Here is a 25,074-nt window from a genome sequence, read left to right on the forward strand (position 1 = left end):
AGCGACCGTTTGGCGAAGCCAAACACATCGAGAGGAGGTGCAGCGAAGCAAACCGTAGGCGATGCCCCCGGATCGATCCCGGAGCGAAGGAACCCCGAGCCTCAGCGAGGGGCCGTACGTCAGGGTAGAGACCTTTTGGTTACTTTTGGGGCGTTTGCCAAAAGTGACCCGCCGTAAGGGCGGAACCCTAGGAAGCCGTTACCGCAGCAACGGATATGTACTCAATCAAAAAGCCCACAAAAAAACGCCCCAATCTCTCGACCAGGGCATTTTCCATTCAACTCAACCTACACAAAAAGCCTCAGTGCGAAACCGCCCCACTAGCCCCCAACCCCGTCTGCGAACGCACAAACTGCGGGAAGAACAGCGCCCGCTCGTTCTCTGCCGCCGCCGACTTGTCGGTGATCGAGAAGAACCAGATCCCGATAAACGCAATGATCATCGAGAACAACGCCGGATACTCATAAGGGAAGATCGCCTTCTCGTGATGCAGAATCTGCACCCAGATGGTCGGGCCAAGAATCATCAAACCCACCGCACTCACCAGACCCAGCCAGCCGCCAATCATGGCGCCACGGGTGGTCAGTTTCTTCCAGTACATCGAAAGCAGCAGCACCGGGAAGTTGCAGCTGGCCGCAATGGAGAACGCCAGGCCAACCATGAACGCGATGTTCTGGCTTTCGAACAGGATGCCCAGGCCGATGGCGAGCACGCCCAGTGCGACGGTGGTGATCTTCGAAACGCGGATCTCATCCTTCTCGTTGGCCTTGCCCTTCTTGATCACGCTGGCATAGAGGTCGTGGGACACCGCCGAAGCACCGGCCAGGGTCAGGCCCGCCACTACCGCCAGGATGGTCGCGAACGCCACCGCCGAAATGAAGCCAAGGAACACGCTGCCGCCCACGGCATTGGCCAGGTGCACCGCCGCCATGTTGTTGCCGCCGAGCAGAGCGCCCGCTGCATCTTTAAAGGCCGGGTTGGTGCTGACCAGCAGGATCGCGCCGAAGCCGATGATGAAGGTCAGGATGTAGAAGTAGCCGATGAAACCGGTCGCATACAGCACGCTCTTGCGGGCTTCTTTCGCGTCGCTCACGGTGAAGAAGCGCATCAGGATGTGCGGCAGGCCGGCGGTACCGAACATCAGTGCCAGGCCGAGGGAGAACGCCGAGATCGGGTCTTTCACCAGACCGCCGGGGCTCATGATCGCTTCGCCCTTGGCGTGAACCTTGATGGATTCGGAGAACAGGGTGTTGAAGTCGAAGTTGACGTGCTTCATCACCATCAGCGCCATGAACGAGGCACCGGACAGCAACAGAACCGCCTTGATGATCTGCACCCAGGTGGTCGCCAGCATGCCGCCGAACAGCACGTACAGGCACATCAGGATACCGACCAGAATCACCGCGACGTGGTAGTCGAGGCCGAACAGCAGCTGGATCAGCTTGCCGGCACCGACCATTTGCGCGATCAGGTAGAACGCCACCACCACCAGCGAACCGCAGGCCGACAGCGTGCGGATCTGGGTTTGCCCGAGGCGGTAGGATGCCACGTCGGCAAAGGTGTATTTGCCCAGGTTGCGCAGGCGCTCGGCGATCAGGAACAGAATGATCGGCCAGCCCACCAGGAAGCCGATCGAGTAGATCAGGCCATCGTAGCCGGAGGTGAACACCAGCGCGGAAATCCCCAGGAAGGACGCCGCCGACATGTAGTCACCGGCAATTGCCAGACCGTTCTGGAAACCGGTGATCTTGCCGCCCGCCGCATAGTAGTCGGCAGCCGACTTGTTGCGCTTGGAGGCCCAGTAGGTGATGCACAGGGTCGCGCCGACGAACACCACGAACATGACGATCGCGGAAACGTTGAGCGGTTGCTTGTGGACTTCGCCGGTCAGGGCGTCAGCGGCCCAGGCGGCTGGAGCGAACGCTGCGATGCTCAAAAGAGCCAGTAGACGCCGGATCATTGCTGAGCCTCCTTGAGAATCGCATTGTTCAGGTCGTCGAACTCGCCATTGGCGCGGCGTACGTAGATACCGGTCAGGATGAAGGCCGAGACAATCAGCCCGACACCGATGGGAATGCCCCAGGTGATCGATGAGCCGGCGCTGATCTTGGTCCCGAGCACTTGCGGCCCGTACGCGATCAGCAGGATGAATCCGGAGTAGAGCCCTAGCATGATCGCCGAGAGTATCCAGGCGAACCTTTCCCTTTTTTTCACCAGCTCCTTGAAGCGCGGGCTGTTCTGAATAGAGAGGTAAATGCTGTCGTTCATTGTTTTTATCCTCGCAGCACAGATTTTTATTTTTGGAACGTATCCACTGTATGCGGCTGCGAGCCGGCTTCCAGACGACCTTAGTAGTAGAACGCCATGACCGTTATGCCAATTTCAGGACTGTACAAATAAATGTGGGAGCGGGCCTGCTCGCGAAGGCGTCTTGTCAGTCACCTCTTGAGTCGACTGGCAGATCGCATCGCGAGCAGGCTCGCTCCCACAGGGTAAAGCGGTGCAGCGTTTATTTAGTCCATTCAGCCACGCGGTCCGGGTGTTTGGCAACCCAGTCCTTGGCAGCGGCTTCAGGTTTGGCACCGTCCTGGATCGCCAGCATGACCTGACCGATTTCGTCTTTGGAGGCCCACTGGAAGTTCTTCAGGAACTTCGCCACTTCCGGCGCCTTGGTATCCAGCTCCTTGCTGCCGATGCTGTTCACGGTTTCAGCCGCGCCATACACGCCTTTCGGGTCGTCGAGGAAACGCAGTTTCCACTTGGCGAACATCCAGTGCGGCACCCAGCCGGTCACAGCAATGGATTCGTTCTTTTTCTCGGCGCGGGTCAACTCGGCGATCATGCCGGCGCCGGAACTGGCCTTGAGTTGATAGCCGGTCAGGTCATAGTCCTTGATCGCCTGGTCGGTCTTGAGCATCACGCCCGAGCCGGCGTCGATGCCGACGATACGCTTCTTGAAGCTGTCGTCGGTTTTCAGGTCTTCGATGGATTTGGCTTTGACGTACTCGGGCACGATCAGGCCAATTTTTGCGTCCTTGAAGTTCGGGCCGTAATCGACGACCAGATCCTTGTTCTTCGCCCAGTACTCGCCGTGGGTCACCGGCAGCCAGGCCGACAGCATGGCGTCGAGTTTGCCGGTGGCAACGCCCTGCCACATGATCCCGGTGGCGACGGCCTGGAGCTTCACGTCGTAGCCGAGTTTCTGTTTGATCACTTCGGCCGCCACGTGGGTGGTCGCGACGCTGTCGGACCAGCCGTCAACGTAACCGATGTTCAGGGTCTGTTTTTCAGCGCTGGCGAAAGTGGAGCTCATCGCAAGCACCAGAGCGGCACCTGCGCCTAAAAGTCGTCGCATCTTCATCGTTACTTCCCCGAAATGCTGCGCCCGACGGATGCCGGGCATCGTCAACGTATTGTTATGGTGCACAGCGCCCCCATCACGCCTGACCGCAAACTCGTTCGAACATCAGCGGAGTACTGATGGCTTTGATCATCAACCTGACGCACACAGCGACCTGCTCTGCCAGCGACCTCGAAGCAACGAGAAACGACATCAGAAAGCCATTAACTGCGTCTGAATATTTGACGCCAGACAATCCGCCCGAACTTTGCATGTCAAAAACATGCAGGCCACCAACCCCTCTATAAATGCAGGTAACATGCGTCGCTTTGCAGCCACTCGGCCTGACCATGTCCGCATCCTCCCGCTTCCCTTTTCTTCCTTATCTGTTCGCCTGCCTGCTCGGCCTGTTTGCGCTTTGCGGCTTCTGGTACGGCCTCGGCAAACCGGTGATCCTGCCGGATGTCGCCACCCCGACCCACAAGTTGCAATGCGCCTCCTACACGCCGTTCGACAAGGATCAGTCGCCGTTCGACGTGCCGTTCAAACTGCGCCCGGAGCGCATGGACGCCGACCTCGCCCTGCTCGCCACCCGCTTCGAATGCATCCGCACCTATTCCATGACCGGCCTCGAAGCCCTGCCGGAACTGGCGCGCAAGCATGGTTTGAAGCTGATGATCGGCGCCTGGGTCAACAGCAACCCGGTGGACACCGAGAAAGAAGTCGATCTGCTGATCGCCTCGGCCAACGCCAACCCGGACGTGGTCAGTGCGGTGATCGTCGGCAACGAAGCCTTGCTGCGCAAAGAAGTCACCGGAGCGCAACTGGCGAAGCTGATCAACAAAGTCAAAAGCCATATCAAGCAGCCGGTGACCTACGCCGATGTCTGGGAGTTCTGGCTCAAGCACCCGGAAGTCGCGCCGGCGGTGGACTTCCTGACCATTCATTTGCTGCCGTACTGGGAAGATGATCCTTCGAACATCGATGCTGCCCTGCAACACGTGGCCGATGTGCGCCAGGTGTTCGGCAACAAATTCGCCCCCAAGGACGTGATGATTGGCGAAACCGGCTGGCCGAGCGAAGGCCGTCAACGGGAGACCGCATTGCCGAGCCGGGTCAACGAAGCCAGGTTCATTCGCGGTTTTGTCACTTTGGCCGAACAGCAGGGCTGGCATTACAACCTGATCGAAGCGTTCGACCAGCCGTGGAAACGCGGCAGTGAAGGCGCGGTTGGCGGTTACTGGGGGCTGTTCGATGCGGATCGCCAGGACAAAGGCGTGCTGGCCGGGCCGGTATCCAACGTACCTGACTGGTCGCGCTGGCTGGCAATCGGCGGTTTGATTTTCCTCGGCACGCTGGTGCTTGGCGGTCGGGTTCGCACCACGGCTTCAGCGCTGGTGCTGCCATTGCTCGGCGCCCTCGCCGCTTGTTCGATCGGAGCCTGGGCCAACCTGGCATGGCTGACCACGCGCTTCGCCAGCGAATGGGTATGGGTCGGCCTGCTGACCGTATTGAATCTGCTGGTGCTGGCGCACGCCGCGCTGACCTTGAGCGCCCGCAGCGGCTGGCGTGAACGCGCCTTCAATATGTTCGAACGACAAGCCGGCTGGCTGGTTGCCGCGGCCGGTTTTGCGGCAGCGATAATGGTGCTGGAGATGGTGTTCGATCCGCGCTATCGCAGCTTCGCGAGTGCAGCGTTCATTCTGCCGGCACTGGTTTACCTGTGCCGCCCGGTGCCGGTGGCCCGCCGGGAAATTGCCTTGCTGACCTTCATCATCGGTGCCTGCATTGCGCCGCAGCTGTTCCGTGAAGGCTTGCAGAATCAGCAGGCCTGGGGCTGGGCGCTGGTCAGCGGATTGATGGTGGTCGCGTTGTGGCGCTGCCTGCGGGTTCGCAAAGGCTGACCTTCAGTATCTGAAAGCATCGCGGGCTCGCCCGCGATGCATGACTATTCGTTGGCGGAGCGCGATTCCCGCACCAGCCGCAACCCCGCAATCACCACCGCAAACACCGCCAGCGTGGTGTTGTACAACGCCAGCGCCGGAAACCCGAACACCAGCGCCAGCACCGCCAGCCACCACCCTGCCCGTCCCGGCACGACAAAGCCGATCACGGCAGCCGCGACCGCCGCCCAGCCGAGCATCTGGAAATGAATCATCAGGCCCAGGTTCGAACGCACCGAGCATTCCCAGCGGCTCGCCTCGTCAACGCAAATGCCCACCCATTGCGCGTCCTCCATGAAGCCATAACGCGCGCCATAACTGGCGGCCAGCCATAACGGCAACAGAACGAGCAGCAGAATCACGGGCAAGCGGCGGGACATGGAACACTCCAAACGAGGAAATCGGCGGCCAGCTTAATCGCCTGCCAGCCGTGTGCAAGAACTAACAACTCTTAACTGGTCATTCGATCCGCGCAAAGTGTATCGTCCGGCTACTATTACCCCGAATTCCGTCAGTTTGGTGCCGAGGCATGGCACTTTGGCGCAAACCCAGTGGTCATAGCCTGCGAACCTCATTCGGCACCTTCCTTTAAGGGCTTCAGTCATGCTCCGATCCTTGCGCTTCGCCGCCCTGTTTGGCGGCCTTATTCTGAGTGCGTCCGCACTGGCGGTGGATATCGACGCCGCCAGTTATGGCTATCCCCTGACCAACCCGTTCGAAGCGACCATCGCCACCACGCCGCCGGACCTGCGTCCGGAGTTGCCGTCGGACGACGACATCAACCAGACCGACCGCAGCGTCACCCTGCGCCCGGAACGCGAATTCATCCTGCCGGACAATTTCTGGGCAGTGAAAAAACTCACCTATCGCATCGCCACCCAGGACAAGGCAGCCCCGCTGATCTTCCTGATTGCCGGCACCGGCGCGCGTTATGACAGCAGCCTCAACGAATACCTGAAAAAGCTCTACTACAAGGCCGGCTACCACGTGGTGCAGCTGTCCTCCCCCACCAGTTTCGACTTCATGAGCGCCGCCTCGCGTTTCGCCACCCCCGGCGTGACCAAGGAAGACGCCGAAGACATGTACCGGGTGATGCAGGCCGTGCGCGCGCAAAACCCGAAAGTGCCGGTCACCGACTATTACCTCAGCGGTTACAGCCTCGGTGCGCTGGACGCAGCGTTCGTCGCTCATCTGGACGAAACCCGCCGCAGCTTCAACTTCAAGAAAGTCCTGCTGCTGAATCCGCCGGTCAACCTGTACACCTCGATCACCAACCTCGACAAGCTGGTGCAGACCGAGGTCAAGGGCATCAACAACAGCACAACGTTCTATGAACTGGTACTGGCCAAGCTGACCCGTTACTTCCAGCAGAAAGGCTACATCGACCTCAACGACGCGCTGCTCTACGACTTCCAGCAGTCCAAGCAGCACCTGAGCAACGAACAGATGGCGATGCTGATCGGCACCTCGTTCCGCTTCTCGGCGGCGGACATCGCCTTTACTTCGGACCTGATCAACCGTCGCGGCCTGATCACCCCACCGAAATTCCCGATCACCGAAGGCACCAGCCTCACGCCGTTCCTCAAGCGTGCGCTGCAATGCGACTTCGACTGCTACCTGACCGAGCAGGTGATCCCGATGTGGCGCGCCCGCACCGACGGCGGCAGCCTGCTGCAACTGATCGATCAGGTCAGCCTGTACGCCCTCAAGGATTACCTGCACGACAGCCCGAAAATCGCCGTCATGCACAACGCCGACGACGTGATCCTCGGCCCGGGCGACCTCGGCTTCCTGCGCAAGACCTTCGGCGATCGCCTGACGGTTTACCCACTGGGCGGCCATTGCGGCAACCTTAACTACCGCGTCAACAGCGACGCCATGCTGGAGTTCTTCCGTGGCTAAATATCTCCTGCTGTTTGCAGCGTTACTCTGTGCAGGCGTGGCCCAGGCCGACAACAGCAAAGCCAACGCACCGGTGGTGGTCGACAGTGACGGCTTCAAGGAGCCGCTGTCCAAACTCAAGTTCAACCCGGGTCTGGACCAGCGCGAATTCGAGCGCTCGACCCTCAACGCACTGAACGTGTATGACCCACTGGAGTCGTGGAACCGCCGGGTCTACCACTTCAACTACCGCTTCGACCAATGGGTGTTCCTGCCGGTGGTCGATGGCTATCGCTATGTCACGCCCGGCTTCGTGCGCTCCGGTGTGAGCAACTTCTTCAACAACCTTGGCGACGTGCCGAACCTGGTCAACAGCCTGCTGCAGTTCAAGGGCAAGCGCTCGATGGAAACCACCGCGCGCCTGCTGCTCAACACCACCATCGGCATCGCCGGCCTGTGGGACCCGGCCACCGCCATGGGACTGCCGCGCCAGAACGAAGACTTCGGCCAGACCCTGGGCTTCTACGGCGTACCGGGCGGTGCCTACTTCGTGCTGCCGATCCTCGGCCCGTCGAACATCCGCGACACCGCCGGCCTGGCCGTGGACTACACCGCCGAATCGGCGATCAACTACCTGAACGTGTCGAAAGTCAGCGAAAACCACCCGGAAATCTGGGCGCTGCGTGCGGTCGACAAGCGCTACCAGACCCGCTTCCGCTACGGCCAGATGAACTCGCCGTTCGAGTACGAGAAAGTGCGCTACGTGTACACCGAATCGCGCAAGCTGCAGATCGCCGAGTAACACCGGCAGCCACAAAAAAAGGCCATTGGATGGGAATCCAATGGCCTTTTTCATTGAGCAGGCAATCAGCCCTTCAGCGCTTTCCAGAGCTTGCCGACGACCGACACAACGGCAAGCACTACCGCCCCCGCCACAATCCCTGCCACGCCATTGAGCAATACCGGCACTGCAAAACCTGCGCTGCCTGCTGCTGCGGCAACGCTTGCGATCCAGTCATGTGCCACCGGCACGCCGTGAGTCAGGATGCCACCGCCGACCAGGAACATCGCCGCCGTGCCGATCACCGACAGGCCTTTCATCATGTACGGTGCGGCGCGCAGGATGGCGTTGCCGATGCGTTGCACCGCAGCACCGGGCTTCTGGGTCAGCCACAGGCCTAGGTCATCGAGTTTGACGATGCCGGCCACCAGGCCGTAGACGCCCACGGTCATGACGACGGCGATACCCGACATCACGATCACTTGCTGGGTCAGCGACGCCTCGGCCACGGTGCCAAGGGTGATGGCGATGATTTCCGCCGAGAGGATGAAGTCGGTGCGGATTGCACCTTTGATCTTGTCCTTCTCGTAGGCCACCAGATCGGTCGCAGGATCGGCTACGGCCTCGGTCAGTTGCGCATGCCCGGCCTGATCTTCGTCCTTGCCATGCAGCAGCGGATGGGCGAGTTTCTCGAAACCCTCGAAGCAAAGATAGGCGCCGCCGACCATCAGCAGCGGCGTCACCAGCCACGGCACAAACGCACTGATCGCCAGCGCCGACGGCACCAGAATCAGTTTGTTGACGAACGAGCCCTTGGCCACCGCCCACACCACGGGAATTTCCCGTTCGGCGCGCACGCCGGAGACTTGCTGGGCATTGAGCGCCAGGTCATCGCCCAGCACCCCGGCGGTCTTCTTGGCGGCCATTTTGCTCATCAACGCCACATCGTCCAGAACGGTGGCGATGTCGTCGATCAGCACCAGCAAACTGCTTCCTGCCATGAATCTTGTTTCCTTATGTAAATAATGCCGCGCAGCATACCGCGACTGCAGGCCACACGGGGCATTGTTGAGCGGCGCGCGAGGCCGGTGCTACCATGCGCAACCGCCAGAACAGGCAAGGAACCACCGGGTTTATGAGCACAATCCGCGAGCGCAACAAAGAACTGATCCTGCGTGCCGCCAGTGAAGAGTTTGCCGACAAGGGCTTCGCTGCGACCAAAACCAGCGACATCGCCGCCAAGGCGGGATTGCCCAAGCCCAACGTCTACTACTACTTCAAGTCCAAGGAAAACCTCTACCGCGAGGTTCTGGAAAGCATCATCGTGCCGATCCTGCAGGCCTCGACCCCGTTCAACCCGGACGGCGTGCCGAGCGAAGTGCTGAGCGGCTACATCCGCTCGAAGATCCGCATCTCCCGCGACCTGCCGTTTGCCTCCAAGGTGTTCGCCAGCGAAATCATGCACGGCGCCCCGCACCTGAGCGCCGACCTGGTCGAGCAACTGAACAGCCAGGCCAAGCACAACATCGACTGCATCCAGAGCTGGATCGACCGCGGCCAGATCGCCCCGATCGACCCCAACCACCTGATGTTCAGCATCTGGGCCGCGACCCAGACCTACGCCGACTTCGACTGGCAGATCTCCGCCGTGACCGGCAAGGAAAAGCTCGACGAAGCCGATTATGAGTCGGCAGCGCAAACCATCATCCGGTTGGTGCTCAAGGGCTGCGAGCCGGACTGACGCCTCCGGTGACTTCATCGCGAGCAGGCGAGCTCTCACCCTCCTGCATCCGCAAACCCTCCCGTGGGAGCTAGCCTGCTAGCGATGAAGACGACCCGATTTTGGCTTGAGCCCAAATTGCATCCCACAACGGATAGTCAGACAGTTTTTCCACCAATCCAGCCCGCAATGGGTTAGCCACGACATACCGTGCCAACTTCACCAGCTCCTCTTCCTGGCGAAGAGCCTGGTCATAGAACCCCTTCTGCCAAAGATTGTTTTTTTTCCACCAGTGAACTGGTTTACGGCTTTGGTGCTGAGTGATTTGGTTCGTTGCATCAACTCACCGAGCGATCCGCTCTTCAGTTCAATGAGCCAGTGGAAGTGATCAGGCATAACTACCCAAGCCAGAGAGTTCGCATGACCCTGTTTTTGCGCCAAAACAAACTGATTAGCCACTAACCTGCCCAAGGCCAAATCCCTGAAAAACGGTTTTCTCTGGTAAGTATTGGAAGTGAGTAAGTAAATACGATCAGGCTCGGCATAGCGACCGATCCTCAGGCGGTGTGAAGCGGGTGAATTGGACATTGATGAGCCTCCTCCATGATTGCAGTCATGAAACAAGCTAGCCCTGAAAATGCTGGGATGCGGTTCAGATCCTTATCAGGTTGTGTCTGCCAGGCAGCCATCGCGAGCAGGCTCGCTCCCACAGGGGTTTTAAGGTGGCCACAGAAATATGTATACCTGTGACAACTTGTAACCCTGCTCGCGACGACGTCAGTTCAAACGCCGCAAATCAAGCCGCCACCCCCGCATCCGCCCGCAGGTCCAAAGCCTCCACAGCCTTGATCGCCACCTGCTCATCGACATCCGACAGATCGCCGCTGATGCCGATCGCTCCCAGCACGTTGCCCGCCTGATCACGGATCAACACGCCGCCCGGTGCCGGCACGACGCTGCCCTGCCCCATGCTGTTGAGCGCGGCGATGAACGCCGGGCGTTGTTGTGCGTCCAGCGCCAGCAGGCGTGAGCCCTTACCCAGGGCGATGGCGCCCCAGGCTTTGCCGATGGCGATGTTCGGGCGCAGCAGGCTGGCGCCGTCTTCGCGTTGCAAGGTGACCAGATGGCCGCCGGTATCCAGTACTGCAATGGTCAGCGGCGCAGCGGAGATCGCCCGCCCTGCGCTGATGGCTTCGTTGACCAGGTTAACTGCGACTTTCAACGTTAAAGCGCTCATGGTGCCGTCCTCATTTTGTTATTGGGAAAGCCGTTGGGCTGCGCGTTTGTGCCGCAGCCCGATGCAGCAAATAGAACACAATGAATTATTTTTTTGTATACAATAATTCTCGAAAAGCGCCCCATGCGACGAAAAGCCACAGCAGAAACGGCTTCCGACGAATGAAACAGGCGCTTGAGAAAATGGATTGACCTGCGCCGTCCGCCGTGAATACACTCTGCGCAAAGCCACTTGTATACAATTACAAAACGTAAAGAGGCACAAAACCATGAGCAAAATGAGAGCAATCGAAGCCGCCGTTCTGGTGATGCGCCGTGAAGGGGTTGATACCGCTTTTGGCATTCCAGGTGCTGCGATCAACCCGCTGTATTCCGCCCTGAAGAAAGTCGGTGGCATCGATCACGTCCTCGCTCGCCACGTTGAAGGCGCCTCGCACATGGCCGAGGGCTACACCCGCACCAAGGCCGGCAACATCGGCGTGTGCATCGGCACTTCCGGCCCGGCCGGCACCGACATGGTCACCGGTCTGTACAGCGCCTCCGCGGACTCCATCCCGATCCTCTGCATCACCGGCCAGGCGCCACGTGCCCGTATGCACAAGGAAGACTTCCAGGCCGTCGACATCACCAGCATCGTCAAGCCGGTGACCAAGTGGGCGACCACCGTTCTGGAGCCGGGCCAGGTGCCTTACGCGTTCCAGAAAGCCTTCTACGAAATGCGTTCCGGCCGCCCGGGCCCGGTGCTGATCGACCTGCCGTTCGACGTGCAGATGGCCGAAATCGAATTCGACATCGACGCCTACCAGCCACTGCCGCTGGCCAAGCCGAGCGCAACTCGCGTGCAGGTAGAAAAGGCTCTGGCGCTGCTCGATCAGGCTGAACGTCCATTGCTGGTCGCCGGTGGTGGCATCATCAACGCCGACGCCAGCGATCTGCTGGTGGAATTCGCCGAGCTGACCGGCATTCCAGTGATCCCGACCCTGATGGGCTGGGGCACCATTCCTGATGATCACCCGCTGATGGTCGGCATGGTCGGTCTGCAGACTTCGCACCGCTACGGCAACGCCACGCTGTTGAAGTCCGACGTGGTACTGGGCATCGGTAACCGTTGGGCCAACCGTCATACCGGTTCGGTCGACGTGTACACCGAAGGTCGCAAGTTCATTCACGTCGACATCGAAGGCACCCAGATCGGCCGCGTGTTCACCCCGGACCTGGGCATCGTTTCCGACGCTGCTGCCGCGCTGACCGTGTTCATCGAAGTCGCCCGTGAATGGCAAGCCGCCGGCAAGCTGAAAAACCGCAGCGCCTGGCTGCAGGATTGCCAGCAGCGCAAGTCCAGCCTGCAACGCAAGACCCACTTCGACAACGTGCCGGTCAAGCCGCAGCGCGTCTACGAAGAAATGAACCAGGTGTTCGGCAAGGACACCTGCTACGTCAGCACCATCGGTCTGTCGCAGATTGCCGGCGCGCAGTTCCTGCACGTCTACAAGCCGCGTCACTGGATCAACTGCGGCCAGGCCGGTCCGTTGGGCTGGACCATTCCGGCAGCGATGGGCGTGGTGAAGGCCGATCCGAACCGTAAAGTCGTGGCCCTGTCGGGGGACTATGACTTCCAGTTCATGATCGAAGAACTGGCGGTCGGCGCCCAGTTCAATCTGCCGTACATCCACGTTGTGGTGAACAACTCGTACCTGGGTCTGATCCGTCAGGCACAGCGCGGGTTCGAAATGGACTACTGCGTGCAGCTGTCCTTCGATAACCTGAACGCGCCGGAACTCAACGGTTACGGTGTCGACCACGTCGCAGTCGCCGAAGGCCTGGGCTGCAAGGCCCTGCGTGTGTTCGAACCGGCTGACATCGCCCCTGCCCTGCGCAAGGCCGAAGAGCTGATCGAAGAGTTCAAGGTACCGGTGATCGTCGAGATCATTCTGGAGCGTGTGACCAACATCTCCATGGGTACCGAGATCAACGCCGTCAACGAATTCGAAGACCTGGCGCTGGTCGGCAACGATGCGCCAACGGCGATTTCGTTGCTCGATTAACTGCTGATCGTCACCCCTGTGGGAGCGAGCCTGCTCGCGATGAGGCCGGTACATTCAACATTGATGTTGCCTGACACACCGTCATCGCTAGCAGGCTAGCTCCCACAAGGGCCTGCACAAATTTACGGGAGACCACCATGCCGCGTTTCGCAGCCAACCTGTCCATGCTGTTCACCGAACAGGATTTCCTTGCCCGTTTCGACGCCGCCGCCAAGGCGGGCTTCAGCGGTGTCGAGTACCTGTTCCCGTACGATTTCAGCTCTGCCGAAATCAAGGCCAAACTCGACGCCAACGGTCTGACCCAAGTGCTGTTCAACCTCCCGGCCGGTGACTGGGCCAAGGGCGAGCGCGGTATCGCGTGCCTGCCGGACCGGGTCGAAGAGTTCCGCGCCGGTGTCGATCTGGCCATCGCTTACGCACAGGTCCTGGGCAATACCCAGGTCAACTGCCTGGCCGGTATCCGTCCGCAGGGCGTGGACGATGCCACCGTTGAAAAGACCTTCGTCGCCAACCTCAAGTACGCCGCCGACAAGCTGCAAGCCGTTGGCATCAAACTGGTGATGGAAGCGATCAACACCCGCGACATTCCGGGCTTCTACCTGAACAACACGGCGCAGGCCCTGTCGATTCGCGAGCAGGTCGGCAGCGCCAATCTGTTCCTGCAATACGACATCTATCACATGCAAATCATGGAAGGCGATCTGGCCCGTACCCTGCAATCGCACCTGGCCGAGATCAACCATGTGCAGTTGGCCGACAACCCGGGCCGCAACGAGCCGGGCACTGGCGAGATCAACTACCGCTTCCTGTTCGAACACCTCGATCGCATCGGTTATCAGGGCTGGGTCGGCTGCGAATACAAACCGCTGACCACCACTGAAGCGGGCCTCGGCTGGCTGAAGAGCCATAACGCAATTTAAGAACAATGCAAAAAACCTGTGGGAGCGAGCCTGCTCGCGATGAGATCACCTCGGTACAACTGATGTACCGCAGCGCCTGAATCGCGAGCAGGCTCGCTCCCACAACAGCCCACTATTTGCTTGAGCAAGACAAAAACAAGAGGAATTTCTCATGGCTAAAATCGGATTTATCGGCACCGGCATCATGGGCCACCCAATGGCTTCGAACCTGCAGAAAGCCGGTCACAGCCTGTTCCTGTCGGCGCACCACGACGCCGCCCCTGCCGACCTGGTCGCCGCTGGCGCCGTCGCACTGGCCAACCCGCGCGAAGTGGCCCAGGAAGCTGAATTCATCATCGTCATGGTGCCGGATACCCCGCAGGTCGACGACGTGCTGTTCCGCGCCGACGGCGTCGCGGCCGGCATCGGCAAAGGCAAAGTCGTGATCGACATGAGCTCGATCTCGCCGACCGCCACCAAGGCGTTCGCCGCGAAGATCAACGAAAAAGGCGCGCAATACCTCGACGCTCCGGTGTCCGGTGGTGAAGTCGGCGCCAAGGCCGCGACCCTGAGCATCATGGTCGGTGGCGACGCCGATGCCTTCGAACGCGCACTGCCGTTGTTCCAGGCCATGGGCAAGAACATCACCCTGGTCGGCGGCAATGGCGACGGTCAGACCGCCAAGGTGGCGAACCAGATCATCGTTGCCCTGAACATTCAGGCCGTCGCCGAAGCCCTGCTTTTCGCATCGAAAAACGGTGCCGATCCGGCCAAGGTGCGTGAAGCGCTGATGGGCGGTTTCGCCTCCTCGAAGATCCTCGAAGTGCACGGTGAGCGCATGATCAAGGGCACCTTCGATCCGGGCTTCCGCATCAGCCTGCACCAGAAGGACCTGAACCTGGCCCTGCAAGGCGCCAAGGAGCTGAACATCAACCTGCCGAACACCGCCAACGCCCAGCAAGTGTTCAGCACCTGCGCGGCCATCGGTGGCAGCAACTGGGACCACTCGGCGCTGATCAAGGGCCTGGAACACATGGCCAACTTCTCGATTCGCGACAAGAAGTAAGCCCTGTCCCAACCTGCATCAAACCTGTGGGAGCCAGCCTGCTGGCGATGGAATCGACGCGGAGTGTCTGCCAGACCTCAGCGCCTGAATCGCTAGCGGGCTAGCTCCCACAGGGTTCTGAGTTGCCCTTTCGAATAACAAGAATTCCGGGAGCCCGCCATGTCGGTCGATCCGCAACAATTGCTGCGCGAGCTGTTTGCCACAGCCATCGACGCGGCCCATCCGAACCAGGTCCTCGAAGCCCATTTGCCTGCCGATCGCACAGGTCGCGTGATCGTCATCGGTGCCGGCAAGGCTGCCGCTGCCATGGCGCAAGTGGTCGAGCGCTGCTGGGAAGGCGAAGTCTCGGGCCTTGTGGTGACCCGCTACGGTCACGGCGCCCCGTGCGAAAAAATCGAAGTGGTCGAAGCCGCGCACCCGGTGCCGGACGCTGCCGGTCTGGCCGTGGCCAAACGCGTGCTGGAACTGGTCAGCAATCTGACTGAAGACGACCGCGTGATCTTCCTGCTGTCCGGCGGCGGTTCTGCCCTGCTGGCGCTGCCGGCCGAAGGCATCACCCTGGCCGACAAACAGTCGATCAACAAAGCCCTGCTCAAATCCGGCGCGACCATCGGCGAGATGAACTGCGTGCGCAAGCACCTCTCGGCGATCAAGGGCGGACGCCTGGGCAAGGCCTGCTGGCCGGCGACTGTTTATACCTACGCGATTTCCGATGTACCGGGCGACCTCGCCACGGTCATCGCCTCCGGCCCGACCGTGGCCGACCCGAGCACCAGCGCCGAAGCACTGGCGATCATCAAGCGCTACGGCATCGAAATCCCGGACTCCGTTCGCACCTGGCTGCAAAGCCCGGAATCGGAGACCGTCAAACCCGGAGATCCGAGCCTGGCCCGCAGCCATTTCCAACTGATCGCCCGTCCTCAGCAATCGCTGGATGCGGCAGCGGTGAAATGCCGTCAGGCCGGTTTCAGCACGCTGATCCTCGGCGACCTGGAAGGCGAATCCCGGGAAGTGGCGAAAGTCCACGCCGGCATTGCGCGCCAGATCATTCATCACGGCCAGCCGCTGGCGGCACCGTGCGTGATTCTTTCCGGCGGTGAAACCACCGTGACCGTGCGCGGCAATGGCCGTGGCGGACGCAACGCCGAATTCCTCCTCAGCCTCACCGACAGCCTCAAGGGCCAGCCCGGCGTCTATGCGCTGGCCGGTGACACCGACGGCATCGACGGCTCGGAAGACAACGCCGGCGCGATCATGACCCCGGACAGCTACGCCCGCGCCGCCGCCCTCGGCCTGAGCGCCAGCGACGAGCTGGATAACAACAACGGCTACGGCTACTTCGCGGCGCTCGATGCGCTGATCGTCACCGAGCCGACCCGCACCAACGTCAACGACTTCCGCGCCATCCTGATCCTTGAGAGCTCTAAATCATGACGCCTGATAAAAAGGTCAAAATCCTCGCCACCCTCGGACCTGCCGTCGACGGCATCGAAGACATCCGCGAGCTGGTCGAGGCCGGGGTCAATATCTTCCGCCTCAACTTCAGCCACGGCGATCACGCCGACCACGCCAAGCGCTATCAGTGGATCCGCGAAGTCGAGCGCCAGCTCAACTATCCGCTCGGCATCCTGATGGACCTGCAAGGGCCGAAACTGCGGGTCGGCAAGTTCGCTGACGGCAAGGTTCAACTGCATCGCGGTCAGGCGTTCCGCCTCGATCTGGACGCAACGCCGGGCGACGAGCGCCGGGTGAACCTGCCGCATCCGGAGATCATCGCCGCGCTGGAAGCCGGGATGGATCTGCTGCTCGATGACGGCAAACTGCGTCTGCGGGTCATCACCAAATACAGCGATGCGATCGACACCACAGTGCTCAACGGCGGCGAGCTGTCGGACCGCAAAGGCGTGAACGTGCCGCAAGCGGTACTCGATCTGAGCCCGCTGACCACCAAGGATCGCCGCGACCTGAGCTTCGGCCTGGAGCTGGGTGTGGACTGGGTCGCGCTGTCGTTCGTGCAGCGTCCGCAAGACATCATCGAGGCCCGCGAGCTGATCGGCGACAAGGCGTTCCTGATGGCGAAAATCGAGAAGCCGTCGGCTGTCGAACAACTGTGCGAAATCGCCGAGCTGAGCGACGCGATCATGGTTGCCCGCGGCGACCTGGGCGTGGAAGTGCCGGCCGAAAGCGTGCCGCAGATCCAGAAAAACATCATCACCACCTGCCGCCAGCTCGGCAAACCGGTGGTGGTGGCGACGCAGATGCTCGAGTCGATGCGCTTCTCGCCTGCCCCGACCCGCGCCGAAGTCACCGACGTGGCCAACGCCGTGGCCGAAGGCGCCGATGCGGTAATGCTGTCGGCAGAAACCGCGTCCGGCGAATACCCGCTGGAAGCCGTGCAGATGATGAGCAAGATCATCCGCCAGGTGGAGAACGGTCCGGATTACCAGACCCAGCTCGACGTCAGCCGGCCGAAAGCCGAAGCGACCGTGTCCGATGCCATCAGTTGTGCGATTCGCCGGATCAGCAACGTGCTGCCGGTGGCGGTGCTGGTCAACTACAGCGAGTCCGGCGCATCGAGTCTGCGTGCGGCGCGGGAGCGGCCGAAGGCGCCGATCCTCAACCTGACGCCGAACCTGCAGACCGCCCGCCGCTTGAGCGTGGCGTGGGGCATTCATTCGGTGGTCAATGATCGCCTGCGTCAGGTGGATGAAGTGTGCTCGACCGCGCTGGAAATCGCTCAGGCTCAAGGAATGGCCGAGCGTGGCGATACGTTGCTGATCACCGCGGGTGTGCCGTTTGGCCAGCCGGGGTCGACTAACTCGCTGCGGATCGAAACATTGATTTAAGCAACACCTGTGTGGCGAGGGAGCATGCTCCCGTCGCTCGGCATGACGGTTTCCAAAAGAGACACCGCATTCACCGGGCATGAGCTCCCTCACCACGGCTTCAAGCAAGACCTTTTGATTGTCCTACTGCCCAGATTGTCCCGACATGCCTGCCAACCATTTCAACACCCACTGCCCCGACTGGGCCGAAGCGTTGCTCAACGGCTTCAGTCAGATCTTCCTCCAGCGCCACCCGTTGTGTGGCCTGCTGTGCCTTTTGGCCATTTTATTCACCGCGCCGGTGCTGTTCGCCGGCGCGCTGCTCGGCGCGGTCGCCGGGTTGCTCACCGCGCAACGGCGCAACTACGCCAAGGCTGATCGCCAGGCCGGACTGTTCAGCTACAACGGCGTGCTGGTCGGCCTGTTGCTGAGCCTGTATTTCCCTTGGTCGCCGATGCTGCCGCCGCTGATTCTAGCGGCCGGCGGTCTAAGCGCGATGATCACGCAGCAATGGCTCAAGCGCGCACGCCTCACCGAGTACCTGCCCGCTTACACTGCGCCGTTCGTATTGTTGAGCTGGGTGTTCCTGTGTTTCGCCGAGCCTTCGACGCCGGCTCCGGCGCTTGAACTGAATACCGTGAACCTGCTCGGTGCCGCCCTGAAAGGCTTCGGTCAGGTGATGTTCCTCGACCATCCGTTGGCCGGTGGATTGATCGCGGCCGGTTTGCTGATCGCCGATCGCCGGGCCTTTGCCTGGGCGCTGCTGGCTTCGGTAATTGGTCTGGGTTCCAGCCTGTTGCATCACGACAGCCAGGTCGCGCTGCTCGGTCTGGGGGGCTACAACGCGGTGCTCGCCGCCCTCGCCTTCAGCGCCCAGCGCCAGCAACCGTGGTTGCCGCTGTTCGGCATCGGCCTGGCGCTGCTTCTGACGCCGCTGTTCAGTGCCTTGGGTCTGGCGACCCTCACGGCACCGTTCATTCTCGCCTGCTGGCTGCTGCGCACCGGCATTCGCCTGATGCGCCAACCGGAGATCAACGTCGCGCCTTGCGCTAACGGGGAGAATCAACCTAGGCTGCGCTGATTTACCGCCAGAGCGATTCGCATGAACGGCAACAACACGTGGCGTGATCGCCTGTACGTGATCATTTTCCAGACTGACACAGTAGCGGGACGTCGTTTCGACAAGACCCTGCTGCTGATCATCCTCGCCAGTCTGGTGACGGTGATCCTCGACAGCATCGATGACATCCACCAGAACTACGCCAATGTGCTGGCGTACATCGAATGGGGCTTCACGGTCATCTTCCTCGGCGAGTATTTGCTGCGCCTGTACTGCTCACCCAAACCGCTGCGCTACGCCTTCAGTTTCTACGGGCTGGTGGATCTGCTGGCGATCGTGCCCGGCATCCTCGCGCTGTATTACAGCGACGCCCAATACCTGCTGATCATCCGAGTGATCCGGATGCTGCGGATCTTCCGCGTACTCAAGCTCGGCCCCTACCTGAAACAGGCGCACTACCTGCTCGACGCCCTGCGCGGCAGCAAGCAGAAGATCCTCGTGTTCCTGCTCAGCGTCTGCACTCTGGTCACAGTCTTCGGCACCCTGATGTACGTGGTCGAAGGCCCGGAACATGGCTTCACCAGCATTCCCAAAGGCATCTATTGGGCTATCGTGACACTGACCACCGTGGGTTACGGCGACATCGTGCCGAGGACCATTCTGGGCCAGGTGATTTCGTCGCTGGTGATGATTACCGGTTATTCGATCATCGCCGTACCCACGGGGATTTTCACCGCCGAACTGGCCACCGCCATGCGTGGTGGTCAGTTGCAGCACGACTGCCCGGTGTGCAAGAAAAACAGCCATGAACACGAAGCCTCGTTCTGCTCCCGTTGTGGCAATGCGCTGTTCAAGAAAATGGAATAAGCAAAGTTCTTTTTAATCTTTAAGCGACTATGCGCGCCCCGCTATAGTCGCTGGCAAATGGCCTCACCTTTGTAAAAACACCCCCACAGAACAAGGAATGCGCAGTGAAAAAACTCTTTGGCGCCTCACTTCTCGCCGCTGGTCTGGCCTTCGGCAGCGTGGCTCAAGCCGCACCGACCCTGCTTAACGTTTCCTACGACGTGATGCGCGATTTCTACAAGGACTACAACACTGCGTTCCAGAAACACTGGCAGGCCGAACACAACGAAAACATCACGGTGCAGATGTCTTTCGGCGGTTCGAGCAAGCAAGCCCGCTCGGTGATCGACGGCCTGCCGGCTGACGTGATCACCATGAACATGGCGACCGACATCAATGCCCTGGCCGACAACGGTCAACTGGTTCCAAAGGACTGGGTCACCCGCCTGCCGAACAACAGCGCGCCATTCACCTCCGCCACCGTGTTCATCGTGCGCAAGGGCAACCCGAAAGCCCTGAAAGACTGGCCGGACCTGCTCAAGGACGGCGTGCAAGTAATCGTGCCGAACCCGAAAACTTCGGGCAACGGCCGCTACACCTACCTGTCGGCCTGGGGCTATGTGCTGAAAAACGGCGGTGACGAGAACAAGGCCAAGGACTTCGTCGGCAAACTGTTCAAGCAAGCACCAGTGCTGGACACCGGTGGCCGTGCCGCCACCACCACGTTCATGACCAACCAGATCGGCGACGTGCTGGTGACCTTCGAGAACGAAGCCGAAATGATCGCCCGCGAATTCGGCCGCGACCAGTTCGAAGTCATCTACCCGAGCGTCTCCGCCGAAGCCGAGCCGCCGGTGTCGGTGGTCGACAAAGTCGTCGAGAAGAAAGGCTCCCGCGCCGCCGCCGAGGAATACCTGAAGTACCTGTGGTCGCCGGAAGGCCAGGAAATCGCTGCCGCCAACTACCTGCGTCCGCGTGACCCGGCGGTCCTGGCCAAGTACACCGACCGTTTCCCGAAAGTCGACTTCCTGTCGGTCGAGAAAACTTTCGGTGACTGGCGCACCGTGCAGAAGACCCACTTCAACGACGGCGGAACCTTCGACCAGATCTACAACGGCCAGTAAGGCGTGAGCTGAAATGAAAAAGGCGACCTGAAGAGGTCGCCTTTTTTGTGGGCAAAATCCCCTCTCCCTTAGGAGAGGGTGAGGGCTATTACATCGGTGGTTTCACGCCATCCTTGCCGGCCGATATCGATTGCGCGGTCAACGTGCCATCCGCGCTCTGGGTCACGAAGGTGACAATCTTCACGCCAACCTTGAGCAGGCTGCGATCGCCCGGCGTCAGGTTGACGATCGGCACGTCCTCCGGCACCAGGATCTTCTGCTGGCCGCCCTTGTAATTGACGGTCAGCACCCGGCCGTTGCTCACCACCAGATCGCCGACGCTGCCATTGGTCATGCTGCTGCCCTTGGCGAGATCGAACGGCCGATGACCATCGCCGCTGCCGGCCAGCTCCGGCGGGAAGACGTGAACCTCCAGCGCCTTGAGCGTGCCATCCTCCTGGGGAATGGCTGCCGAGCCAATGTAACTGCCGGGCTTGATGTCTTCGATATTGGCCAGGGTGACGGCGCGGACCTTGGTGTCCGGGGTCAGCTGGATCACCACGTTTTCACCGCTGTTGACGTGAACCTTGAGGGATTCCGGGCTGACCCCGGTGATTTCGCCACGTACGCCGATGCGCATGCCTGGGGCGTCGCCGGCGTAGACGCTGCCGACACTGAGTACGCCGATCATCAAAAGAGTCGTGGTGTGGCGAAGCAACTGACGAAACATCGCAATCCTCCCGTTGAGTGCACATGGAAATCCAGGCGCAACATAAGCACGCTATCGAACAAGATGTAAGTGAATGTATCATCGTCCCTCTTCGGTCGGACGCAAGGTTCGCCGATGGACGACGGATTGTTCGACGGGATCTATTCCGCAACGGAATAACTGATATCGATCCAGGGCTTCTACCGCCCGCCCGTTTCGTCCCTTAGCCTCACCGCATTCCTTTTCGCTGGATCGAGAAACCCTATGACCGCCACAACTCACGCAATGACCCGAGGCATGGTGCTGCTGTTCGCTTTCTGCTGCGGCGCCATCGTTGCCAACATCTACTACGCCCAGCCGATCATCGGCCTGATCGCGCCGGACATCGGCCTGACCGACACCATGGCCAGTTTCATCGTGTCGCTGACCCAGATCGGTTATGCGCTGGGACTGTTCTTCCTGGTGCCGCTGGCGGATCTGCTGGAAAACCGTCGCCTGATGATCATCACCACCGTGGTGGCGATTGCCAGTCTGCTGGGGGCGGCGTTTACCGATCAGCCCAATGTGTTCCTGTTGATTTCGCTGCTGGTGGGTTTCAGTTCGGTGTCGGTGCAGATCCTGATTCCGCTGGCGGCGCATCTGGCGCCGGAGGAATCCCGTGGCCGGGTGGTCGGCGGGATCATGGGCGGTCTGCTGCTGGGGATTCTGCTGGCGCGTCCAGTGTCGAGCGTCGTTGCCGACCATCTCGGCTGGCGGGCCATGTTCATGATCGCTGCAGCGTTGATGGCGGCGATCAGCATCGTGCTGGCCCTGACCGTGCCCAAGCGCCAGCCGGATCACAGTGCTTCCTACGGCCAGTTGATCGGCTCGCTGTGGACGCTGCTGCGCCAGCAACCGGTGCTGCGTCAGCGGGCGTTCTACCAGGCCTGCATGTTTGCCACCTTCAGCCTGTTCTGGACCGCCGTGCCGCTGGAACTGGCGCGTAACCATGGCCTGTCCCAGAGTGAAATCGCGATCTTCGCCCTGGTCGGCGCCATCGGTGCCATCGCCGCGCCGATCAGTGGACGCCTGGCGGATGCCGGCCACACCCGCGTCGCCTCGCTGCTGGCCATGCTGTTCGCCAGCCTGAGCTTCCTGCCGGCCTTTATCCACCCGGCCTACAGCGTGATCGGCCTGGCGGTGACCGGCGTGGTGCTCGACTTCTGCGTGCAGATGAACATGGTGCTCGGCCAGCGCGCGGTCTACTCCCTCGATGCCAAAAGCCGCGGCCGCCTCAACGCGCTGTACATGACCAGCATCTTCATCGGCGGCGCCTTCGGCTCGTCGGTGGCCAGTGCGGTGTACGAACATGGCGGGTGGCTATGGATCGTGATTGTCGGCAGTGCATTTCCGCTGCTGGCGCTGGTGCGGTTTTTGAGTGTTTCCCAGAAAGCAGTGATGGCGACTGCTTGAAAGGTGCGAGGCGCTGCCAACCGGCAGCGCCCGACGCTCAATGCCGGACCAGTTTTTCCATGGCAGCGTCAGCCAGAAAGGATGAACGACTTTTGACGTTGTGCTCCCGCACATAGCGGTCGATCCGCTGGATGACGTAACCGGGCAACGTCACATTGACCTTTTCGGTCTTGCCCATGTACGGCGAGATATCCAGCTCCAGCATGCCCCAGCCCATGTCGGCAAATTCCGGGTTGTTGCGATGGGTGGCTGCCGAGGTCGGCATCGGAATCGGATCACCATCCGCCGCAATCTCCTGCAGCATGATGTGGGCAATCTCGACGGCTGCGTTGTAGGCATCCTCAAACGTATCACCGGCCGTTACCGCGCCGGGAATATCGGGGATCTGAATACCGATGGCGGTGTTCTCGTCGCCCCACTCGATGCAGATTGGGTATTGCATTACGAATCTCCTGTGTCACTGGCTGGCGGGTTGTACAACCCGGCGCGCCTCCTGATGCTCTTGACCGTCCCGACCGGCAAATCCTTCTTCGGGTGAGGAACGGGAATCGTGTAAGGGTTGTAACGGTGCGTGAAGATGTGACTGCCGGTAATCCGATCCAGCGTCCAGCCTGCTTCCTCCAGCTCCTTGATCAATAACCTGCTCTGCACCAACCGCCTCCTTGCTTCGGCTCAATAAAAGTAACTCTAGAGTTATCTTTACTCAAGCACAGAAATCCGCAGGACGACGTTCGGTTGTTTTGCAGCATGTGATTGATGCACTGTCCTCGGACCCGATTAAACTCGGCTGTCATGCTCCTCTCTATTCTCAAGGACCCCCGATGGACCGCCTCGCCGCCATGGAAACCTTCGTCTACGTCGTGGAAACCGGCTCGTTTTCCGCCGCCGCCCGGCGGTTGAATATCGGTCAGCCGGCCGTGTCGAAAACCATCGCCCAACTCGAAACCCGCCTCGGCGTGCGCCTGCTGTTGCGTTCGACCCGAGGCCTGATGCCGACCGAAGCGGGCCTGGCGTTTTTCGAGCGGGCCAGGCGTGCGCTCGAAGAAGCCGACGAGGCTGACAACGCTGCCCGAGGCGTGGCGGGCGGCCTGAGCGGCAACCTGCGGGTCAGCACTGCCGTGACCTTCGGCCGGATGCACGTGGTGCCACACCTGGGACCGTTTCTCGATCAGCACCCGCAACTCAATGTCGATCTGTTGCTCGACGACCAGAACATCAACCTCGTGGAAGAAGGCATCGACGTCGCCCTGCGCCTGGGCCCGCTCAGCGACTCAGGCCTGACCGTGCGCAAGATCGCCGAATGCCGGCGCGTCATTGTTGGCACCCCGGCCTACTTCGCCAGTCACGGTGAACCTGCCTGCCCTGCCGATCTGAGTCGGCACCGCGCCGTCATCTACCATCGTGGCGGCGGCGCGACCTGGCACTTCAACAGGGATGGCGAAGAACAGTCCGTGACCGTCAACGGCCGCCTGCGGGTCAGCGCGGCCGAAGGGTTGCGTGAGGCGGTGCTGACCCATCAGGGGCTGGGGATGGGCTCGGAGTGGATGTTTGCACCGGAACTCTCCAGTGGCGCTGTGAAGGCTGTCTTGAGCGATTGGATTTTGCCGAAGCAGGAGCTGTGGGCGGTGTTTCCGACGGGCAGGATGGCCAGCGCCAAGGCGCGGGCGTTTGTTGAGTATGTGCAGGGGTTGTTGGCGCGAGCGTTGTAAAACCCCACACAGCAAAACGGCGATCCAAAGATCGCCGTTTTTCATTACTCCCCGAACTGCTTGCCCAACCCCGCCGGTACGCCGTGGATGTTGGTGTCCTCCCACGGTCCGTTCGGGCTGATCGAGCGGCTCCAGCCGTTGTTCCAGCGGTAGTAGGTGCGCTGGCGGTAGAAGGTGTTGGGCTGGTCATCCAGCACGTACACGCCCAGTTTCTGGTCCCAGTGGCTGTTGCCGCCCGGTGGCGGGGCGAAGCTTGCCGAGGTGCGCGGGGCGGGTTTCGAGGGTTTGGCCGGGATGCCCGGTTTGCCCGGCGTCGGACTGGTCGACGGGGTCGGGCTGGGTTGTGACGGCGGGATCGGCGGCAGCCGTGTCGTCGGCTCCGGCCGTTGCACCGCACATGCGCTCAAGCCCAGGGCCAGTGTGAGGACTGTGATTCGGGCGATGGCGTTCATGGCGGTG

Annotated in this window: 24 protein-coding genes and 1 pseudogene; 14 read left to right on the top strand and 11 right to left on the bottom strand. The window is 60.9% G+C overall.

What is annotated here, in order from left to right:
* Nucleotides 1-301: 301 nt before the first annotated feature.
* The 3 genes from DXT77_RS19205 to DXT77_RS19215 all read right to left on the bottom strand — a co-directional run bounded on the left by DXT77_RS19205 (nt 302) and on the right by DXT77_RS19215 (nt 3,361).
* Entirely contained in the window at nt 302-1,960 is a 1,659-nt protein-coding gene (locus tag DXT77_RS19205; protein WP_119428789.1) for a cation acetate symporter, read from the bottom strand.
* The gene (locus DXT77_RS19210) at nt 1,957-2,268 is read right to left on the bottom strand and encodes a DUF485 domain-containing protein (protein WP_085710541.1); all 312 of its coding nucleotides are present in this window, start codon (nt 2,266-2,268) and stop codon (nt 1,957-1,959) included. Before DXT77_RS19210 ends, DXT77_RS19205 begins: the two co-directional genes overlap by 4 nt.
* A gap of 241 nt (nt 2,269-2,509) precedes the next feature.
* Nucleotides 2,510-3,361 carry a glycine betaine ABC transporter substrate-binding protein gene (locus DXT77_RS19215; protein WP_119428790.1) on the bottom strand — a complete coding sequence of 284 codons (852 nt, stop codon included), beginning with the start codon at nt 3,359-3,361 and terminating at the stop codon, nt 2,510-2,512.
* Between the two features lie 287 nt (nt 3,362-3,648).
* Here DXT77_RS19215 and DXT77_RS19225 point away from each other — a divergent pair, with 287 nt between their 5' ends.
* Nucleotides 3,649-5,244 carry a beta (1-6) glucans synthase gene (locus DXT77_RS19225; protein ID WP_119428791.1) on the top strand — a complete coding sequence of 532 codons (1,596 nt, stop codon included), beginning with the start codon at nt 3,649-3,651 and terminating at the stop codon, nt 5,242-5,244.
* Between the two features lie 44 nt (nt 5,245-5,288).
* Here the strand turns inward: DXT77_RS19225 and DXT77_RS19230 are convergent, their stop codons facing one another.
* Nucleotides 5,289-5,663 carry a hypothetical protein gene (locus DXT77_RS19230; protein WP_085710537.1) on the bottom strand — a complete coding sequence of 125 codons (375 nt, stop codon included), beginning with the start codon at nt 5,661-5,663 and terminating at the stop codon, nt 5,289-5,291.
* A 223-nt stretch (nt 5,664-5,886) separates the two neighbouring features.
* Between DXT77_RS19230 and DXT77_RS19235 the strand changes: the two genes are divergently transcribed.
* Nucleotides 5,887-7,185: a serine/threonine protein kinase gene (locus tag DXT77_RS19235; RefSeq protein WP_085710535.1), complete on the top strand. Its 1,299-nt coding sequence runs from the start codon at nt 5,887-5,889 to the stop codon at nt 7,183-7,185.
* On the top strand, nt 7,178-7,966 hold the full coding sequence (locus DXT77_RS19240; protein ID WP_085710534.1) for a VacJ family lipoprotein: 789 nt from the start codon (nt 7,178-7,180) through the stop codon (nt 7,964-7,966). Before DXT77_RS19235 ends, DXT77_RS19240 begins: the two co-directional genes overlap by 8 nt.
* A 65-nt stretch (nt 7,967-8,031) precedes the next feature.
* Here the strand turns inward: DXT77_RS19240 and DXT77_RS19245 are convergent, their stop codons facing one another.
* The gene (locus tag DXT77_RS19245; protein ID WP_119428792.1) at nt 8,032-8,946 is read right to left on the bottom strand and encodes a DUF808 domain-containing protein; all 915 of its coding nucleotides are present in this window, start codon (nt 8,944-8,946) and stop codon (nt 8,032-8,034) included.
* Between the two features lie 134 nt (nt 8,947-9,080).
* Here DXT77_RS19245 and DXT77_RS19250 point away from each other — a divergent pair, with 134 nt between their 5' ends.
* Nucleotides 9,081-9,686 (top strand): TetR/AcrR family transcriptional regulator, encoded by a 606-nt coding sequence (locus tag DXT77_RS19250; RefSeq protein ID WP_085710525.1) that lies wholly within the window; start codon nt 9,081-9,083, stop codon nt 9,684-9,686.
* A gap of 70 nt (nt 9,687-9,756) precedes the next feature.
* Here the strand turns inward: DXT77_RS19250 and DXT77_RS19255 are convergent.
* Nucleotides 9,757-10,253: pseudogene (locus DXT77_RS19255) on the bottom strand (transposase).
* A 208-nt stretch (nt 10,254-10,461) separates the two neighbouring features.
* Nucleotides 10,462-10,902: a heme-binding protein gene (locus tag DXT77_RS19260; protein WP_085710524.1), complete on the bottom strand. Its 441-nt coding sequence runs from the start codon at nt 10,900-10,902 to the stop codon at nt 10,462-10,464.
* Nucleotides 10,903-11,170: 268 nt separating this feature from the next.
* On the opposite strand from DXT77_RS19260, the gene gcl reads away from it, so the two are divergent.
* From gcl to DXT77_RS19300, 8 genes are all read left to right on the top strand, one after another.
* On the top strand, nt 11,171-12,946 hold the full coding sequence (gene gcl / locus DXT77_RS19265; RefSeq protein ID WP_119428793.1) for a glyoxylate carboligase: 1,776 nt from the start codon (nt 11,171-11,173) through the stop codon (nt 12,944-12,946).
* A gap of 137 nt (nt 12,947-13,083) precedes the next feature.
* The gene (hyi, locus tag DXT77_RS19270) at nt 13,084-13,866 is read left to right on the top strand and encodes a hydroxypyruvate isomerase (RefSeq protein ID WP_096822135.1); all 783 of its coding nucleotides are present in this window, start codon (nt 13,084-13,086) and stop codon (nt 13,864-13,866) included.
* A gap of 151 nt (nt 13,867-14,017) precedes the next feature.
* Entirely contained in the window at nt 14,018-14,911 is an 894-nt protein-coding gene (locus DXT77_RS19275; RefSeq protein WP_047292610.1) for a 2-hydroxy-3-oxopropionate reductase, read from the top strand.
* Nucleotides 14,912-15,070: 159 nt separating this feature from the next.
* Nucleotides 15,071-16,345, top strand: a complete 1,275-nt coding sequence (locus DXT77_RS19280) for a glycerate kinase (protein ID WP_119428794.1) — start codon at nt 15,071-15,073, stop codon at nt 16,343-16,345.
* On the top strand, nt 16,342-17,757 hold the full coding sequence (gene pyk / locus DXT77_RS19285; RefSeq protein WP_119428795.1) for a pyruvate kinase: 1,416 nt from the start codon (nt 16,342-16,344) through the stop codon (nt 17,755-17,757). Before DXT77_RS19280 ends, pyk begins: the two co-directional genes overlap by 4 nt.
* 145 nt (nt 17,758-17,902) lie before the next feature.
* The gene (locus DXT77_RS19290) at nt 17,903-18,817 is read left to right on the top strand and encodes an urea transporter (RefSeq protein WP_119428796.1); all 915 of its coding nucleotides are present in this window, start codon (nt 17,903-17,905) and stop codon (nt 18,815-18,817) included.
* 21 nt (nt 18,818-18,838) lie between these two features.
* Entirely contained in the window at nt 18,839-19,663 is an 825-nt protein-coding gene (locus DXT77_RS19295) for an ion transporter (protein WP_119428797.1), read from the top strand.
* Nucleotides 19,664-19,767: 104 nt separating this feature from the next.
* Nucleotides 19,768-20,766: a sulfate ABC transporter substrate-binding protein gene (locus DXT77_RS19300; protein WP_119428798.1), complete on the top strand. Its 999-nt coding sequence runs from the start codon at nt 19,768-19,770 to the stop codon at nt 20,764-20,766.
* A gap of 88 nt (nt 20,767-20,854) precedes the next feature.
* On the opposite strand, the gene DXT77_RS19305 is transcribed toward DXT77_RS19300, so the two are convergent.
* Nucleotides 20,855-21,475, bottom strand: coding sequence for a DUF5666 domain-containing protein (locus DXT77_RS19305; protein WP_119428799.1), 621 nt, complete (start codon nt 21,473-21,475; stop codon nt 20,855-20,857).
* 243 nt (nt 21,476-21,718) lie between these two features.
* Here DXT77_RS19305 and DXT77_RS19310 point away from each other — a divergent pair, with 243 nt between their 5' ends.
* Nucleotides 21,719-22,906 carry an MFS transporter gene (locus DXT77_RS19310; protein WP_085710513.1) on the top strand — a complete coding sequence of 396 codons (1,188 nt, stop codon included), beginning with the start codon at nt 21,719-21,721 and terminating at the stop codon, nt 22,904-22,906.
* 37 nt (nt 22,907-22,943) lie between these two features.
* On the opposite strand, the gene DXT77_RS19315 is transcribed toward DXT77_RS19310, so the two are convergent.
* The gene (locus tag DXT77_RS19315) at nt 22,944-23,348 is read right to left on the bottom strand and encodes a type II toxin-antitoxin system HicB family antitoxin (RefSeq protein ID WP_114881918.1); all 405 of its coding nucleotides are present in this window, start codon (nt 23,346-23,348) and stop codon (nt 22,944-22,946) included.
* Entirely contained in the window at nt 23,348-23,557 is a 210-nt protein-coding gene (locus DXT77_RS19320) for a type II toxin-antitoxin system HicA family toxin (protein ID WP_119428800.1), read from the bottom strand. Before DXT77_RS19320 ends, DXT77_RS19315 begins: the two co-directional genes overlap by 1 nt.
* A gap of 170 nt (nt 23,558-23,727) precedes the next feature.
* On the opposite strand from DXT77_RS19320, the gene DXT77_RS19325 reads away from it, so the two are divergent.
* On the top strand, nt 23,728-24,615 hold the full coding sequence (locus DXT77_RS19325; RefSeq protein WP_119428801.1) for a LysR family transcriptional regulator: 888 nt from the start codon (nt 23,728-23,730) through the stop codon (nt 24,613-24,615).
* Between the two features lie 44 nt (nt 24,616-24,659).
* Here the strand turns inward: DXT77_RS19325 and DXT77_RS19330 are convergent, their stop codons facing one another.
* Nucleotides 24,660-25,067: a hypothetical protein gene (locus DXT77_RS19330; RefSeq protein ID WP_085710507.1), complete on the bottom strand. Its 408-nt coding sequence runs from the start codon at nt 25,065-25,067 to the stop codon at nt 24,660-24,662.
* Nucleotides 25,068-25,074: the final 7 nt, after the last annotated feature.

Source organism: Pseudomonas sp. 91RF (genome assembly GCF_003576265.1).
Taxonomy (GTDB): Bacteria; Pseudomonadota; Gammaproteobacteria; order Pseudomonadales; family Pseudomonadaceae; genus Aquipseudomonas; species Aquipseudomonas kribbensis.

Excerpts from the sequence above, each read along its gene's own strand:
- DXT77_RS19225 (WP_119428791.1), top strand. The coding sequence starts at position 3,649 with ATGCAGGTAACATGCGTCGCTTTGCAGCCACTCGGCCTGACCATGTCC.
- DXT77_RS19260 (WP_085710524.1), bottom strand. The coding sequence starts at position 10,902 with ATGAGCGCTTTAACGTTGAAAGTCGCAGTTAACCTGGTCAACGAAGCC.
- DXT77_RS19210 (WP_085710541.1), bottom strand. The coding sequence starts at position 2,268 with ATGAACGACAGCATTTACCTCTCTATTCAGAACAGCCCGCGCTTCAAG.
- hyi (WP_096822135.1), top strand. The coding sequence starts at position 13,084 with ATGCCGCGTTTCGCAGCCAACCTGTCCATGCTGTTCACCGAACAGGAT.
- DXT77_RS19315 (WP_114881918.1), bottom strand. The coding sequence starts at position 23,348 with ATGCAATACCCAATCTGCATCGAGTGGGGCGACGAGAACACCGCCATC.
- DXT77_RS19295 (WP_119428797.1), top strand. The coding sequence starts at position 18,839 with ATGAACGGCAACAACACGTGGCGTGATCGCCTGTACGTGATCATTTTC.
- pyk (WP_119428795.1), top strand. The coding sequence starts at position 16,342 with ATGACGCCTGATAAAAAGGTCAAAATCCTCGCCACCCTCGGACCTGCC.
- DXT77_RS19280 (WP_119428794.1), top strand. The coding sequence starts at position 15,071 with ATGTCGGTCGATCCGCAACAATTGCTGCGCGAGCTGTTTGCCACAGCC.
- DXT77_RS19250 (WP_085710525.1), top strand. The coding sequence starts at position 9,081 with ATGAGCACAATCCGCGAGCGCAACAAAGAACTGATCCTGCGTGCCGCC.
- DXT77_RS19275 (WP_047292610.1), top strand. The coding sequence starts at position 14,018 with ATGGCTAAAATCGGATTTATCGGCACCGGCATCATGGGCCACCCAATG.
- DXT77_RS19230 (WP_085710537.1), bottom strand. The coding sequence starts at position 5,663 with ATGTCCCGCCGCTTGCCCGTGATTCTGCTGCTCGTTCTGTTGCCGTTA.
- DXT77_RS19325 (WP_119428801.1), top strand. The coding sequence starts at position 23,728 with ATGGACCGCCTCGCCGCCATGGAAACCTTCGTCTACGTCGTGGAAACC.
- DXT77_RS19215 (WP_119428790.1), bottom strand. The coding sequence starts at position 3,361 with ATGAAGATGCGACGACTTTTAGGCGCAGGTGCCGCTCTGGTGCTTGCG.
- DXT77_RS19310 (WP_085710513.1), top strand. The coding sequence starts at position 21,719 with ATGACCGCCACAACTCACGCAATGACCCGAGGCATGGTGCTGCTGTTC.
- DXT77_RS19245 (WP_119428792.1), bottom strand. The coding sequence starts at position 8,946 with ATGGCAGGAAGCAGTTTGCTGGTGCTGATCGACGACATCGCCACCGTT.
- DXT77_RS19330 (WP_085710507.1), bottom strand. The coding sequence starts at position 25,067 with ATGAACGCCATCGCCCGAATCACAGTCCTCACACTGGCCCTGGGCTTG.
- DXT77_RS19290 (WP_119428796.1), top strand. The coding sequence starts at position 17,903 with ATGCCTGCCAACCATTTCAACACCCACTGCCCCGACTGGGCCGAAGCG.
- DXT77_RS19205 (WP_119428789.1), bottom strand. The coding sequence starts at position 1,960 with ATGATCCGGCGTCTACTGGCTCTTTTGAGCATCGCAGCGTTCGCTCCA.
- DXT77_RS19235 (WP_085710535.1), top strand. The coding sequence starts at position 5,887 with ATGCTCCGATCCTTGCGCTTCGCCGCCCTGTTTGGCGGCCTTATTCTG.
- gcl (WP_119428793.1), top strand. The coding sequence starts at position 11,171 with ATGAGCAAAATGAGAGCAATCGAAGCCGCCGTTCTGGTGATGCGCCGT.
- DXT77_RS19305 (WP_119428799.1), bottom strand. The coding sequence starts at position 21,475 with ATGTTTCGTCAGTTGCTTCGCCACACCACGACTCTTTTGATGATCGGC.